This is a genomic window from Rhodococcus sp. BP-241 (assembly GCF_019836145.1).
GTDB lineage: Bacteria > Actinomycetota > Actinomycetes > Mycobacteriales > Mycobacteriaceae > Rhodococcoides.
This window is the reverse complement of record NZ_JABUEI010000010.1, coordinates 78,133-92,399: the sequence shown is the minus strand read 5'-3', so window position 1 is coordinate 92,399 and position 14,267 is coordinate 78,133. Positions and strand designations below refer to the sequence as shown.

The 14,267-nt window shown below is 67.7% G+C and carries 17 protein-coding genes; 10 read left to right on the top strand and 7 right to left on the bottom strand.

What is annotated here, in order from left to right; genetic code table 11:
* Positions 1-46 precede the first annotated feature (46 nt).
* Both HQ308_RS18415 and HQ308_RS18410 read left to right on the top strand, forming a co-directional pair.
* Positions 47-1,030 (top strand): arsenic resistance protein, encoded by a 984-nt coding sequence (locus tag HQ308_RS18415; RefSeq protein WP_222647454.1) that lies wholly within the window; start codon positions 47-49, stop codon positions 1,028-1,030.
* A gap of 128 nt (positions 1,031-1,158) precedes the next feature.
* The gene (locus HQ308_RS18410; RefSeq protein ID WP_222647453.1) at positions 1,159-1,494 is read left to right on the top strand and encodes a hypothetical protein; all 336 of its coding nucleotides are present in this window, start codon (positions 1,159-1,161) and stop codon (positions 1,492-1,494) included.
* Positions 1,495-1,669: 175 nt separating this feature from the next.
* Here the strand turns inward: HQ308_RS18410 and HQ308_RS23015 are convergent, their stop codons facing one another.
* A complete protein-coding gene (locus tag HQ308_RS23015) occupies positions 1,670-2,482 on the bottom strand; it encodes a MerR family transcriptional regulator (RefSeq protein ID WP_222647452.1) in 813 nt (270 codons plus the stop codon).
* 12 nt (positions 2,483-2,494) lie between these two features.
* A complete protein-coding gene (locus HQ308_RS18400) occupies positions 2,495-2,830 on the bottom strand; it encodes a nuclear transport factor 2 family protein (protein ID WP_027505563.1) in 336 nt (111 codons plus the stop codon).
* A gap of 161 nt (positions 2,831-2,991) precedes the next feature.
* On the opposite strand from HQ308_RS18400, the gene HQ308_RS18395 reads away from it, so the two are divergent.
* The 4 genes from HQ308_RS18395 to HQ308_RS18380 are packed head-to-tail and all read left to right on the top strand — an operon-like array spanning position 2,992 to position 5,460.
* Positions 2,992-3,969 (top strand): intradiol ring-cleavage dioxygenase, encoded by a 978-nt coding sequence (locus tag HQ308_RS18395; RefSeq protein WP_222647451.1) that lies wholly within the window; start codon positions 2,992-2,994, stop codon positions 3,967-3,969.
* A gap of 23 nt (positions 3,970-3,992) precedes the next feature.
* Positions 3,993-4,226: a twin-arginine translocase TatA/TatE family subunit gene (locus tag HQ308_RS18390; RefSeq protein WP_027505561.1), complete on the top strand. Its 234-nt coding sequence runs from the start codon at positions 3,993-3,995 to the stop codon at positions 4,224-4,226.
* Entirely contained in the window at positions 4,223-5,005 is a 783-nt protein-coding gene (gene tatC, locus HQ308_RS18385; protein ID WP_222647450.1) for a twin-arginine translocase subunit TatC, read from the top strand. The genes HQ308_RS18390 and tatC overlap by 4 nt, the downstream gene beginning before the upstream one ends.
* Complete coding sequence (locus HQ308_RS18380) at positions 4,993-5,460, top strand: preprotein translocase (RefSeq protein WP_222647449.1); 468 nt, start codon at positions 4,993-4,995, stop codon at positions 5,458-5,460. Before tatC ends, HQ308_RS18380 begins: the two co-directional genes overlap by 13 nt.
* A gap of 155 nt (positions 5,461-5,615) precedes the next feature.
* Here HQ308_RS18380 and HQ308_RS18375 read toward each other — a convergent pair whose 3' ends face one another.
* The 3 genes from HQ308_RS18375 to HQ308_RS18365 form a co-directional block, all read right to left on the bottom strand.
* Positions 5,616-6,563: an ABC transporter substrate-binding protein gene (locus tag HQ308_RS18375; protein ID WP_051613305.1), complete on the bottom strand. Its 948-nt coding sequence runs from the start codon at positions 6,561-6,563 to the stop codon at positions 5,616-5,618.
* A gap of 83 nt (positions 6,564-6,646) precedes the next feature.
* A complete protein-coding gene (locus HQ308_RS18370) occupies positions 6,647-7,078 on the bottom strand; it encodes a hypothetical protein (RefSeq protein ID WP_261776295.1) in 432 nt (143 codons plus the stop codon).
* A 45-nt stretch (positions 7,079-7,123) separates the two neighbouring features.
* A complete protein-coding gene (locus HQ308_RS18365) occupies positions 7,124-9,016 on the bottom strand; it encodes an acyl-CoA synthetase (protein ID WP_222647448.1) in 1,893 nt (630 codons plus the stop codon).
* 182 nt (positions 9,017-9,198) lie between these two features.
* Between HQ308_RS18365 and HQ308_RS18360 the strand changes: the two genes are divergently transcribed.
* Positions 9,199-9,636: a hypothetical protein gene (locus tag HQ308_RS18360; protein ID WP_222647447.1), complete on the top strand. Its 438-nt coding sequence runs from the start codon at positions 9,199-9,201 to the stop codon at positions 9,634-9,636.
* A gap of 19 nt (positions 9,637-9,655) precedes the next feature.
* On the opposite strand, the gene HQ308_RS18355 is transcribed toward HQ308_RS18360, so the two are convergent.
* The gene (locus HQ308_RS18355) at positions 9,656-10,318 is read right to left on the bottom strand and encodes an NAD(P)H-dependent oxidoreductase (protein WP_222647446.1); all 663 of its coding nucleotides are present in this window, start codon (positions 10,316-10,318) and stop codon (positions 9,656-9,658) included.
* A 98-nt stretch (positions 10,319-10,416) separates the two neighbouring features.
* Here HQ308_RS18355 and HQ308_RS18350 point away from each other — a divergent pair, with 98 nt between their 5' ends.
* The 3 genes from HQ308_RS18350 to HQ308_RS18340 all read left to right on the top strand — a co-directional run bounded on the left by HQ308_RS18350 (position 10,417) and on the right by HQ308_RS18340 (position 12,811).
* On the top strand, positions 10,417-10,992 hold the full coding sequence (locus HQ308_RS18350; protein ID WP_261776294.1) for a TetR/AcrR family transcriptional regulator: 576 nt from the start codon (positions 10,417-10,419) through the stop codon (positions 10,990-10,992).
* 100 nt (positions 10,993-11,092) lie between these two features.
* Positions 11,093-12,310 carry an FAD-dependent monooxygenase gene (locus HQ308_RS18345; RefSeq protein WP_222647444.1) on the top strand — a complete coding sequence of 406 codons (1,218 nt, stop codon included), beginning with the start codon at positions 11,093-11,095 and terminating at the stop codon, positions 12,308-12,310.
* A gap of 30 nt (positions 12,311-12,340) precedes the next feature.
* Complete coding sequence (locus HQ308_RS18340) at positions 12,341-12,811, top strand: MarR family winged helix-turn-helix transcriptional regulator (RefSeq protein WP_027505555.1); 471 nt, start codon at positions 12,341-12,343, stop codon at positions 12,809-12,811.
* A gap of 3 nt (positions 12,812-12,814) precedes the next feature.
* Here HQ308_RS18340 and HQ308_RS18335 read toward each other — a convergent pair whose 3' ends face one another.
* Positions 12,815-14,095: an EAL domain-containing protein gene (locus HQ308_RS18335; RefSeq protein ID WP_222647443.1), complete on the bottom strand. Its 1,281-nt coding sequence runs from the start codon at positions 14,093-14,095 to the stop codon at positions 12,815-12,817.
* Positions 14,096-14,267 lie beyond the last annotated feature (172 nt).

Below are 14,267 nucleotides of genomic sequence, written 5' to 3'. Positions count from 1 at the left end.
AATTCATCGATTTCTGAACAGTGGTTCCCTCGCTTAGTGTCGTCGCATGACCGACTGGGCGAACAACCCCGCCGCACAGTGGTGGGACAGACACCAGATCGGCCTGTATCTCGCGGCACTGACCGTCGGAGCCATTGTGGGGCTGACCTTCCCGCAGAGAGCCCCGACCTTCGAACACGCCATCGATCCGGTGCTCGTCGCCCTGCTCTACGCGACGTTCCTGGCAGTCCCGTTCGCGGAGATCGGTCGATCCCTCCGCGATGTCCGCTTCCTCGCAGCCGTCGCGGTCCTCAACTTCGTGGTGGTCCCGGTGGTCGTCCTCGCCCTCACGCGGGTCGTCCCGGACGAGAGGGCGGTACTCGTGGGCATCGTGCTCGTCCTGCTGGCTCCGTGTATCGACTATGTCATCGTGTTCGGTGGGCTCGCGGGTGCCGCGTCGACGCGGCTTCTCGCTGCCGCTCCCTTGCTGATGCTGCTGCAGGTCGCCTTGCTTCCCCTCTGGCTGTGGGTGTTCGCCGGATCCGAGACGGTGGCCGTCATCGACGTGGCACCGTTCGTGGAGGCCTTCGTCCTGCTCATCGTCGTCCCTCTGACGGTGGCCGCACTGACGCAAGCACTCGCCCGACGGCATCGGGTCGGCCTGCAGCTGATGGACGTGATGGCCGCCGCGATGGTGCCCCTCATGATGGCGACGCTCGCGGTGGTCGTCGCGTCGCAGATCGATTCGGTCCGAGGCGAGTTCGACCGACTCATCGTCGCGGCCCTCGTCTTCGTCGCGTTTCTCGTGGTCATGGCACCGGCCGGCATCGGCGTGGGTCGGGTGTTCGGTCAGGACGTGCCGTCGACACGGGCACTCGTCTTCTCGGGTGCGACTCGTAACTCTCTCGTCGTTCTCCCCCTTGCCCTCGCCCTTCCGCCGGCACTCGACCTCGCTGCCGTCGTGGTGGTGACACAGACACTGGTCGAGCTGCTCGGCATGGTGGTCTACGTGCGACTGGTTCCGAGGCTCGTACCCGCCGCGCGAACCTGATGCCGTGTGTGATGGTGCGAGCACCTGTCGGTGGACGCCGCGCGGCGTCCGCCCACAGACGGGCCATGAGGAGCCGCCGTACGAACCGATCGGTACGCTGAGGAGATCCGCCACGTGAGGAGAAGCAGATGACCGTGATCCCGGCCGTCGCGCTCGTCGTCATCGGCAGCGCTCTGGCTGCAGTGGGTGCCAAGGTCACGGCTCGGGAGAACCCGCGAGTCGTTCTGTCGCTCACACATGAGAACACCGCGACTCGGATCACGACGAGAATTCGCCTGCTTCGCGGGCTCGGCGTCTTCGCGCTGATGCTCGGCAGCTTCTACCTCGGACCGGCGTTGTGGCCACACTCCTTCGCGGGACCCATCGCGCTGAGCGCGGCAGTGCTGACGATCGGCTACTTTCTTCCCCACGTCGTCATCACACGCCGCCACAATTCGGCCGTCGAGGGTCGGGCGACCTCGTGATCGCGGCAGCACTCGTCTTCGTCGTCGCTGCGGCGCTGCGCATCTGGACCGATTTCCAGGTGTCCGCCGTGAATGTCGGCCACACGTCCTCGCCCTCTACGTTCCGAGCGTGGTCATCACCACCACTCACAATCGTCATCACGCAACGCGCGCAACCGGACCCTGACGGTCGCGGTCACAGCGCGGTGGGGTCCCGGACCGGCCAGCCGATCTCCGTCACCAGTTCACCCTCGAAGACGACGCCTCGCGGATAGCGCTCACGCACGGGTCCTTCTCGTCCGATGCCGTGTTCTGCGGCATGGGTGCCGAGCGCGGAGTACGTCTCGTCGATCCGGGCGTCCGGACCGTCGTGCAGCGCCACGGCGAAGTGGCCTCCGGCAACCGTCACCACGTCGAGAGCGCACCGAGCCGCGCGCGTCGCGTCGACGGGGTACCACAATGATGCGGAGCCCGTCTCGTCCGCGAACAGTTCCTTGTCGAAGTCGGCCCCGAGCGGCCCGACAGCCTCGATTCCAGCACTACGAAGGCGCTCGATCAGGCTGTCGTGCGCGGTATTCCACCAGCCCGCGACGCCGGACAGCGTCACGGTGCCGCTGACGGCCACGGCGACGATCGGGGGGTCGGTCCGCATCTCGATCGACGGCGACGTCGTCGACTCGTTCACCAGTGCACGGAGAGACGACACCGCGTCGTGCGTCCGCCGCAATTCCGACTCCAGGCGATCGAGGTGCTGCGTGAGCACACTGCGCCGAACACTGTCGTTCTCGGCGGTGACGTAGGACCGCACATCAGGAAGCGGCATGTCGAGGTCGCGCAGTCGCTTGATCACTTGTGCACTCGCGACCTGGGAGACGTCGTAATAGCGGTACCCGCTCGACGGATCGACGTCGACCGGTTCCAGGAGGCCAGCATCGTGATAGAGCCGCAACGCTTTTCGCGTCAGTCTCGTCATCGTCGAGAACTCGCCGATGGTCACCCGCGCCGCCACGGACCCAGTCTCTCATCCACCGATGGTCAACCGTGCGATCACGCCGTCGGCGAGCTCGAATCGATAGACGAGGTCGGCCACCCCACCGGGGAAGTTCCCGGCGATACGAACCGAGACTCGATGATTCCTCGCATCGACGAGCTCGGACCCCGTCACCGTCGTGGTGTAGGTGTAGCGGCCGGCCACGGTCTCACGCCACGCGCGGATCTCGTCGCGGCCCCGGTAGGTGTGGCCTTCGTCCGTCACAGTTCCGTCCGGAGCAAAGCATGTCGTGAGTGAGTCGCTGTCGTCGCGGTCGGCGGCATCGAGGTAGCGGAGAACGACGTCGGGAGCATCTGTGGTGGTCATGCGTCGAGAATCAGCCCTGCCCCGAGGTGAAGGTCAAGTGGTGGCCGGACCACACACGCTCCCGGGTGCCTCACAGCTGGCGTGCAGGCCGCTCCCCGGAACCTCACGAAGTATCGACTCCACACCGAAACGCACACCGCGACAACCGAGGAGCTACAGCAATGAGCGCCGTTCCCGAACCCACGCCCACACCCGACGGGCCCACCTACGCCGGGCGCCCACTCCCCCGGCCCGACGAGGACGTCGTCGATCAAGGAGTCGGTTTCGACATCGCCACTCTCGTCACCCGCCGCCGAGTCCTCAGCGTCGTCGGCGCCGGAGCCGGAGCACTGGCCCTGGCCGCGTGCTCGGGGTCGTCCGACACCGCGAGCACCACGACCGCCACCGCTGTCGCCACCGCCGCAGTCGCCGCGAACGAGATCCCCGATGAGACCAACGGCCCCTACCCGGCCGACGGAAGCAACGGCGTCAACGTCCTCGAGGAATCGGGAATCGTCCGCGCCGACGTCACCTCGAGCCTGGACGGCGGCACCGTCGCCGCCGGAGTCCCGTTGTCGATGACCTTCACCGTCACCGACCTCGCGAACGACAACAACCCCTTCACCGGCGCCGCCGTCTACCTGTGGCACTGCGACGCAGCCGGCAAGTACTCGATGTACTCCGACGGCATCGAGGACGAAACCTATCTGCGCGGCGTCCAGGTCGCCGATGCCGCCGGCGTCGTGACCTTCACGACCATCGTCCCGGCCTGCTATTCCGGCCGCTGGACGCACATCCACTTCGAGGTCTACCCGGACATCGCCTCCGCCACCACCGCCGACAACGCGATAGCCACCTCCCAGGTCGCCTTCCCCCAGGACATGCTCGACGCCGTCTACCAGCTGGACACCTACGCCGGGTCGACCGAGAACCTCACCCAGATCGGCAGTCTCGACAACGACAACGTGTTCGGCGACGGCCACGACCTCGAGATGGGCACCTTCACCGGCGACCCCACCTCCGGCTACGTCGGATCACTGGCCGTTGCCGTCGACACCACCACCGAACCCGCCGCCGGCGCAGCACCCGCCGGGGGCGGGCCCGGCGGCGGACAACCTCCCATGGGCGGCGGGACCCCTCCCGCCGCACCGTCCAACTGACCACTCACACAGAAGGAATCATCATGTTGCACAACCTGACCGGCTGGCACGCACTCATCGTCCTCGCCATCCTGCTTCTCGTCTTCGGCTCGACCAAGCTCCCCTCCCTCGCCAAAGGCGTCGGGCAGTCCATGCGCATCCTCAAGGACGAGGTCCGCGACGACACCCCCACGCCGTCGACGGGACGCGTCGACGCCGTCGACTCGACGACGACCGCCGCGGACGGCGTCCCGGTGCCGTACCGACACGCCTCATGACCACGACCACCGCCGCGCGAGGCACTATGCCCCTCGCCGGGCATGTCAGCGAGGCACGCCGCCGCGCGACCCGCGCGGCGGTGTCGCTGGTCGTCGGAGTGATTCTCGGCTTCGTACTCTCCGACCAGATCCTCGACGTCCTGCGCACACCGGTGGAGGAACTCGCGCAGTCTCGTCAGGCCAGCCTGAACTACGACACCGTCACCGGGGCCTTCGACCTGCAGATGAGGATCGGCCTCTTCTCGGGAATCATCCTGTCGAGCCCGGTCTGGCTGCGAGAACTGTTCGCCTACCTCACCCCCGGCCTCACGGCTCGGGAGAAGAAGTACGTTCTCGGCTTCACCGCGGCGGCGGTGCCACTGTTCGCCGCCGGGTGCGCCTTCGGCTTCCTCATCTTCCCCCGCATGGTCACCGTCCTCGCGAGCTTCTCCTCCGAGGAGGACAGCACCATCCTCGACGCCTCCTACTACGTGGACTTCGTCATGAGGATCGTCCTCGCCACCGGAGTCGCGTTCGTCCTGCCCGTACTGCTGGTGATGCTCAACTGCCTCGGAGTCCTGTCCGCCCACCGGCTACGCAGCAGTTGGCGGATCATCGTCGTCGTCATCGCCCTCTTCAGCGCGCTCGTCACGCCGGCGGCCGACGTGCTGTCGATGTTTCTCGTCGCACTGCCGATGTCGGCGCTCTTCGGAGCCGCCGTGGCCATCACCACCGTGCACGACCGGCGGGCACTCACCTCGAACCCCACCACGATCGGGAGAACCCCATGTTCGGCCTGACCCTCGAGAAGCTCTTCTTCGTCGCCGTCATCGCCGGCCTCGTACTCGGACCGAGCCGACTGCCCGGCTACGCACACCACCTCACCCGCGCGATTCGAACGCTGAAGCAGTTCGTCGAGACGACGCGCGCCACGGCGGAGCGGGAGATGGGCGTGCCGCTCCACCGTTCGGAGTGGGAGTCGCTCGACCTAAGGCAGTACGACCCGCGTCGCATCGTGCGGGACGCACTCCACGACACCACCCCGAACACCGTCGTGACCGACGAGATGATCGAGCAGGCGGAGCGGATACGGCCGGGCCAGAAGTACCTGGTGACAGGACCGTCCTCGCACCCCGTCCGCACCCTCATCGCCTCGTTGCCCGCCGACGACCCCCGACGAATCGCTGCGAGACTCGTGGCAGAGGTAGACGCGCCTGCCGCTGATGCGAAAGACCTCCAGCGAGAGACGCTGTAGGGCTTCCAGTCGGCAGTGTCGCTCGACATGAGGGACGCCGCACGGGTTCCACGTCGCCCACACCCCCTTCAGCCGGCTTAAGGGGGTGTGGTGCGCTGCGAATCGTGCAGCTGGTCGACGACGCCTGTGCCGAGCACGTCCGCGCCGGTGACCGCTCAGCCGGCCGACCCGTACATCTGCTCGACGAGGTCGAGTGACCACTGCGCTGTGATCGGCCCACCGTCGTTGGTGAACTTGTCCGTTCGCACCACCCGCCCGTCCCGCACAGCCGGCAGATCGGCCCAGAGTCGATTCGACTCCAGTGCTCGTAGATCGTCACTCGACGTGATGGCCGCGAGAAGAACGTCCGAATCCGCTGCGACAGGGATGTTCTCCGCTGCGAAGTCGGCCTCGGGACGAGCCGATTGCCAGGCCTGTCCGAATCGAGCTCCGACGTCCTCCAGCACCAGCGAGGTGATTCGCTCCCTGTTGATCGAGATGCCACCGCCGTCTCCGGTGGCGATCGACAGCACCGTCGTGTCACCGAGAGGTCCTGCGAGTTGTTGTCGGAGCGCGGCGACGCGGTCCGAGTACTCGTCGAGCAGTGTGGCGGCCGTGTCCTCGCGACCCAGTGCCGCACCGACCCTGGTCACGTCGTCCTGCCAGGACACCCCGGAATCGGTCGATCCCACGGGGAGCACAGGCGCGACGGCGCTCAACTGGTCGTAGATCTCCTCGACCACCTCGTCACGCGCGATGATGAGGTCGGGATCCGCTGCGGCCACGGCTTCGATGTCGATGCTGTTGCGCGGGAACAGCTCCGCGACTCCCCGCGACAGCAGGTCTCGGGTCGGTGCCGTCAACGGCCCCGGGATCTCCGGCGGAGCCTCGGACTCGACGGGCATGCCGACGACCGGGAGGCCGAAGGACAGGGCGATGTCCAGATCCCGACGCCCGTCGATGACCACGACCGACCGGATCTCGTCGGGGACGACGATGGCCCCCAGGCTGGTGTCGACCGTGCGGCCCGTGGCGTCGTCGGCCGAGACGTCCGCACTGCAGGCGGTCAGCACTGCGACGGCACCGGCAACTGCGAAGACTTTGGTAAAGGATTGGTAATGCACGCCTCACCGTAGCGAGGTGGCCGACAGCATTGTGGTGCCAGCTCGGGCCCGAGCATGTGCGTCCGGTCACCTCGCGGTCGAGGTCACCGTCCGTCCGCGCCCACGATGCACAGGTCCGCGAAGACCCCGGCCACTGCGAAGCCCGCGGCGACAGCGCAGCCCGCGACACGGGTGCGCCGCGGCAGCTCCGCGGTGAGGGCGAATGCTGCCGTGTCCCAGACGTCCACGGCGACGCCCGCTCGGAGCAGGGGCCGCACCGCGACAGGTGCGAGGTGCAGTGCGGCGATGACGCTTCCGCCGATGTAGATCTCGCGGACACCGAACGTGCGGGCAGCCGCACGGGTGGTCGGCACCGCCGCGTCACGCCCGGCGAGCAGCTCGTTCGAGCGGGTGGGAGCGACCATGTGTGCCACACCGATCGCGGCGCGACCGTATCCGACCAGCGCTGGTACACGCCGGCTCCAGCGCATCGCCGTGTCGGCAACGTCGTTCGAATTCAGAAGAAACATGCTCATGTGATGGGTCCTGTGTCGAGTGGGGGTCGGTCGTCCGGGGGGTGTTCAGGTCGTCGTGCCGGCGCGCCACGGGACGGTGTAGCGGGAGAGGATCGCGTCGATCGCGGCACCGTCTGTGGAATGTGGAACGTCGACGACGACGGACACGGTGCCGTTGTCGAGGGTGGTGTCGATCCCGTCCGCATCCACGAGCCCCTCGAGCGCCGCGACGACGACCAATCGCGTGGCGTCGGCGCGCAGGGCGATCTTGTACGGCTTGCCCACATCGGTGAGTGGGAGCGCACTGACGACGGTCACGGACCGCGGCGCAGCGGCGGCCTCGGCGACTCGATCGCGAGCCCAGACGACGATGTCGGCGGCCGACACCGCGTGCGGGTCCCAGACGGTGACGTAGGCGACGGGCACTTCGCCCGAGTGCGGGTCCGGAGCACCGACCGCGGCAGCACCGGTCACCGCCGGATGGGCCAGGAGCGCGTCCTCGATGAGGGTGGGATCGATGTTGTGGCCGCCACGGATGATGAGGTCTTTCGCCCTCCCGGTGAGGTGAACGAAGCCCTCGGCGTCGACTCGCCCGAGGTCTCCGGTGTCGACCCACCCGTCGTGCAGTGTGCCGAGTCCGTCGAGCACGTGGCCGGCGTCGGTGCGCTCGGACACGTATCCGGCGAACACGGTGGGGCCGCTGATCTCGAGGATCCCGGTCTCGCCGACCGGGAGACATGTTCTTGTTCCGTCGGATTCGACACGTACCGCGGCGATCTGTTGATACGGGAACCGCTGTCCGACCGCATCGTGGCGCGGCACATCAGGCAGACTTCGAGCGCTGGCGCAGGTGGCTTCCGTCAGACCGTAGCCCTGCAGCAAGGCCACCCCCGTGTGCTCCTCGAAGCTCGTCCTCACCGCGGCCGGCAGCGCGGACGCGCCCACGATGCACGACGTCAGACTGGAGATGTCGGCGTCGACGGCGCAGTGTGCGAGGACCGAATAGACCGTCGGGACCGCGCTCATGGCGGCGATCCGGTAATGCTCGACGATCTTCCAGAACTCGCTGTAGAGCGACAGGTCGCGGTACCCGAGGGGGCCGGCCCACACGACGGTCTGACCGCGGAACATCGGTGCGAGCAGAGTGACGACGAGCGCGTTCACGTGGAACAGCGGAAGCGCGGCGAACAGCGTCGCACCGTCGTCCAGGGTCGAGCTCAGGGACACCATCCACGCGTTCGCCACCTCGTTCAGGTGAGTGTGCGCGGCGAGCTTCGGATGTCCGGTGGTGCCACCGGTGTGGAAGAACGCGGCCAGATCACCCGTCCGAGGAGGCTCACCGACGAAACGGCTCCCGTCGGTCACAGCGTCGGACAGATACGCCGCCGTGATGCCGTCCGGGCCGGACAGAGCCTCGGGTTCACCTCGGGCACCGGTCGGCCGCAAGGCGAACACCGTGGTGACAGAGCAGCGCTCGGCGACCTCGCACGCAGCGGCCCACACGTCGGCGTCGAGCTCGGGACCTGCCGCGATCAGGACGGTCGCACCCGCCCGGCCGACGAGATCGGCGATACGGTCGGCCGTCAGACCGGAGTTGACCGGCGCGACGACACCGGCTGCCTGTGCAGCGAGTGTGGCGGTGATCAGCTCGTCGCAGTTCGGAGACATCAGCGCGACGGCGTTGTCACGCCGGATACCGTTGTCGTGCAACAGCTGCGCGGTGGCGTCGACATCAGCGAGAAGTCGGATGTACGTACGACGGACCGGACGTGACCAGTGCGTGGCATCCGGGAGGGTGATCACTGCGTCGCGATCGGGCCACAGCGACGCTGCCCGCTGGAGCAGCGAGTAGGTGGACGCAGGCAGCGCGCGGTCGCCGAGCGGTATCGACTCCACGCCGGCGAGATCGTCCGGCGAATCCATGACCGGCCACAGCAGAGACTTGACGACGCCGGTCATCGGCCGTACCGCGCTGTCGGCCGAAGCCCCCCGGTACCAGCGTCGTTCCCTGCTGCGAGAGCGCACGACATCGCCACACCCCCTTGTTGATGAAATCATCACTGATGATCGCATGCGCAGTCAAGGGTGGCATTCTCCGGACGGGGATGTAACGCGGAGGCGTCCGACACCGACCAGGTGGTATGACATCGTCGCGGGTCGCCCGCTCCCTGTTCGTCGCCTCAGCGTGCTCGGCCGCCGCGCTGCTCGCGTCGGGCACAGCACATGCCGAGGTCGTCGACCTCGACATCCTGCCCGGGCTGAGCTTCGGGCCCACCACGCAGTACGGCGTGGGATGCACGTACGTAGCAGTGGCCCGCACTGCCGATCCATCCGGCCCGCGCGTCGACATCGCTTCGCTGGACACCGAGTCGATCATGCCCCTGGAGGAGTTCGCCTGGCAGTTCGACGGCTACTGGTCGTCACCGGTGATCGCCGGACACAAGGTGTCGCTGTGGACGCCGACGACCCCGGGCGAACATTCCCTCATGGCGTACGAGACGTCCGCGGGTGGGCCCGTCGCCACCGTCACGGTCAACCCCGCGACCGCAGTGGGGCCGCTCTGCTTCGTGGCACCCTGACGCGAGGGGCGCGGCCGGCTCACCGCACGGCGGACACGTCCCGCACCTCGTGATTCTGCGCATCGGACCGCACGTGGGAAGCCTCCGCCGCCGAGGAACGGACCCGGGCCGCCACGCCGTCCACGATCGCCCGCGCTTCCCGGGCGAGGGAGTCACGTGAGCGCGTCTCCGCGTCGTGGACGATTCCCGTGTGCCCGGTTCGCGCGCCGGTGTATCCGAGAATGCCGGTGATGATCTGGGTGGACAGGGCGGTGTCGTAGCCGCGCTTAGCGAATCCCTCGGCGTCCTCCCCCGCGACCATGGCCAGATGCACGGTCAGGTTGTCGAGCCTGCGTCCGGTCGGCGTGACTCCGGTGTCGAATGCCCACCCGTCGGTGAAGACGCGATCGACCCACCCCTTGAGGAGCGCGGGCATCGACCACCAGTAGACCGGAAAGACCAGAACCAGGTCGTCGACACCGTCCAGGCGACGCTGCTCGGCGAGCACATCCGCAGGAGGAGTCCCACCCGCCGGATATCCGGCGCGGTCCTCGAGCGAGAACCGTGGATCGAAGCCCTCGGCATGAAGGTCGGCGACAGCGGTGGACACGGCGTCCTCGGTGAGTCGGTCGGCGACGGAGCGAGCAAGACGCTGGGTGAAGGACGTGGTGTCGGGGTGGGCGACGACGACGAGCGCGGTCATGATGATCCTCTCGGTCGGGATGTACCATCAGTAGGTTACCGGTGGTAGGTTACCAACGGTACATAAGAGACGAGGCGGTGTCGATGACACGGGTGCGAATGACGAGAGAGGATCGCCACGAGCAACTGGTGACCCTGGCCTGGACGATCGTGCGCGAGGAAGGCGCCGACGCACTGACGCTGGGTCGACTCGCGCACGCGGCCGGTATCACCAAACCTGTTGTCTACAGTCACTTTCCCTCACGCGCAGCCTTGCTGGTGGCCTTGTTCGAGGCGTACGACGCGACGCAGACACTCGCACTGGAGCAGGCGCTCGACGCGGTCGAGCACTCACTCGCCGAGCGAGCGCGCGCCATCGCCACGGCGCACGTCGACTGCGTGGTCACCCACGGGCGCGAACTGGCGGGCGTCGCCGCGGCCCTGGAAGGCGCACCCGAGTTGGCCGACTACAAGCGCCGGTCTGACGCCGCCTACTCGGATCGGTGTCGATCATTCCTCGAACCGTTCGCCGAGGGAGCGCTTCCGGCGTCGACCATGACCGCCGTTCTCGGTGCAGCGGAGGCACTCTCGGCAGAAGCAGCTGCGGGAAACTTGGACACTCGGGAGGCGTACGACGAACTGACAGCGACCATCGTCGACGGAGTGGAACGCAGCCGTCGACGCGTCGCCGACTGACCGAGACGAGGCCGCAAAGGACTCTTCATGGTGAAGTTACTTCACAGTGAAGCTATAGTGGTGGCGGGTCGGCCTCGCCCCCCCATCGAAAGGCTCGACCGTGACCGCCTCACAGCAGCGCCCCGTCCGCGTCCTCGTCACCGGCGCGAGTGTTGCCGGCCCGACCGTCGCATGGGGGCTTGCACGCACCGGTTTCGACGTCACCCTGCTCGAACGGTCGGCGTCGCCGCGTGAGACGGGACAGAACATCGACATTCGCGGCCTCGGCCGAGAGATCGTCCGACGCATGGGTGTCGATCACTCGATCATGGAGCACCTCACCGGGGAAGAAGGCACCCGCTTCGTCGACGAGCGCGGAGAACCCTCCGCGGTCTTCCCTCGCGAGGAGGGTCGCGACGGCCCCACCGCGGAGATCGAGATCCTGCGGGGCCGACTGGCGCAGATCCTCGTCGACGCGGTCCCCGACAGTGTCGAACGCCGCTTCGGTGACTTCATCTCCGCCGTCGAGCAGGATGCCTCCGGTGTCGACGTCACCTTCGACAGCGGATCCACCGAGCGTTTCGACCTGGTGCTCGTCGCCGAAGGACGCAGTTCTCGCACACGGCGCCTGATGTTCGGAGCCGAGACCGAGCTGCGCGACTTCGGTGTGAGCATCACCTACGGCACCCTCGATCGGCGTCCCGAGGACGTGAACACGTGGGACTGGTACACGGCGACCCGCGGACGCGTCGCGTCCGTCAGGCCGGACAACGAGGGCACCATCAGAGCGAGCATGTCCTTCCGGTCCGAGCCGTTCGGCTTCGAGAAACTGCCCGTGGCAACCCAAGTGGAGATTCTGCGTGAACGGTTCCGCGGTGCCGGATGGCAGACGGACCGCATCGTGGCGGGGTTCGCCGCCCGGCCGGACGAGTTCTACACCCAGCGCATGGAACAGGTACTCGTCTCCACCTGGAGCAAGGGCAGGGTGGCGCTCGTCGGGGATGCCGCGTGGGGCTCGGGTCCGACCGGAATGGGCACCACACTCTCCCTGGTCGGAGCGCACATCCTCACCGGCGAGTTGGCCGCGCACCCCGATCGACCGGACCTCGCCTTCGCTCGCTACGAGGAGCTCATGCGTGGCTACGCCGACAGCGCGCAAGGACTCCCCCGCGGCGGCGCGAAGCTGCTGCATCCGATGTCTCCCACGGGAGTGCGGGCACTCCGCGTCGGCCACCGCGTGGCGGCTTCGGCGCCGGTGCGCAGACTGTTCCAGTCGACCCTCCTGACGAGCGAGAAGCATGTTCCCCGCCTCGCGGAATACCCTCGTCTCCGTGCCTGACATCGCCCACGCGGGAAAGACCACCCACCGATGACCTCACCCCAGACGCGCGTTCTCCAGGCCCTCCGGCTGTACGCGGTGAGGTACCAGGAATCGGCGCATCTCCTCGCCCGCTGGATGGACCTGCCGACCACGGACGGAACCGCACTGGGAGAGGTGATCTGGGCCGAACGCGAAGGCAGCCCGCTGACTCCCGCGGCGCTGTCGCGGCGGGTGGGCCTCACCTCCGGTGCCACCACGGCGTTGATCAACCGGCTGGAAGAGAGGGGGTTCGTTTCCCGCAACCGCGAGAGCAGAGACCGCAGATCGGTGACGCTGCGAGCCACCGAGGCCGCCCACGAGCGGATCGACCCCTTTCTTCGACGGTCCTCGGCGGCGCTCGACACTGCACTCGGCGACTACGACGCCGACACCGTGGACGCGATCAGCGAATTCCTCGTTCGATTCGCCGATGTGCTGCCGGGGGTCTCCGACGCGGAAGGTCACGTCGAGGACGCGTGAGGATCATCCGCGAGACGGCAGCACGCGCCTCATCAGCGACCGTGCCGCCGACACGACCAGACGACGGTCGTGCGTGAGGATGAACTCGAATCGCCGATCGGCGTCGGGAACGTCGACATCGCCGAGGTCGCGAGCGATCAGCGCCGCGAAGTAGTGCCGGCCCACCGCCGTCACCGTCCACTCGCCCGAGAATCGTTCTGTTGCATCCAGTGCGGCACCGCGCACTCCGGGGGCCGGCTCGTCCGGCAGGCCCACCCCCAGCGCGGCGATGAACGGGTGCAGGGCCGCGAGATCGGCGTACCGGTCGACCACGTTTGGCGCGAACCACCGGGCACGTTGGAATGCCGAGAGCACGATGAGTGGGTCCACAGCGCCGCGGGCGTGGTCCTCGATCTCACGAGCCATGCTCAGCACGAACGCTTTTCGCCCCACCAGGGGTGGGATCTCCCCGAACAGGTCGGACGGCACCTCCGGCACTGCGGAACCGGCCGACGACCGTCTGCGTGCCACCACCGACGGCGTCCGGTCGAGAACGTCGCGGCGTCGCGACGTGTCGGACGGCAACGCCGCGGGTCGGCCGAACAACCAGCCCTGCCCCAGGGTGGCACCGAGCGCTCTGGCACGGGCCAGATGCTCCTCGTTCTCCACACCCTCGGCGAGAATCGTCGCGCCGGTGAACTCGGCGTGCGCACGCACCGCAGCGATGACACGCGCTTGTGCCGGACTCGGATCGGACTGCACCAGCGTGCAGTCCAACTTGATGATGTCCGGTGCCACGAACTCCAGCATGGTGACCGTGGCCTCGTTGGCCCCGACGTCGTCGAGGGCCACCGAGCACCCGAGTCGTCGAGCAGCGTCGACCACCGCCAGCAACGTGGCGGGATCGGACAGCAGCGACCTCTCGGTCAGTTCGATCACGACGTTGATCGGCCGGTCGAAGCTGTCGAGCATTCTCCGTGCGAAGTCGGGTATGACGGGCCCGTTGTGCGGTTCGACGTTGATGAAGACGCTGTACTCGGTACTCAGACCGGCCTCCGCGGCACCGGAGAGTGCGGCCAGTCGGCATGCCCAGTCGAGCTCACGCACCACACCTCGATCCGCCGCCTCGTCGAACACCCGTCCGACATCCACACCGGGTACCGCGGGCCACCGAGCCAACGCCTCGTAACCGACCACCACCCCGGAGTCCAGGTCGACGATCGGCTGATATACCGATCGCGCTCCCCACACGTCCGCCAGGACGGCCTCGACCGCGCGGGATTCGGGACCGACGATGCGCTGCACGCCACCCTCTCCGACGGACTTCCGGGGTTGGTCCGCCGCCGCTCGACTACGAAGCGACTGTGATCACCCCCAGCCTACGGGTCCCGCGCGTGTCGGGACGCTGATCGGGGTTCGAGTAACCGAGCATCCGCTCTGCTACGGTCCGAGGAGTCCGCGGTACTCACCGTTCACC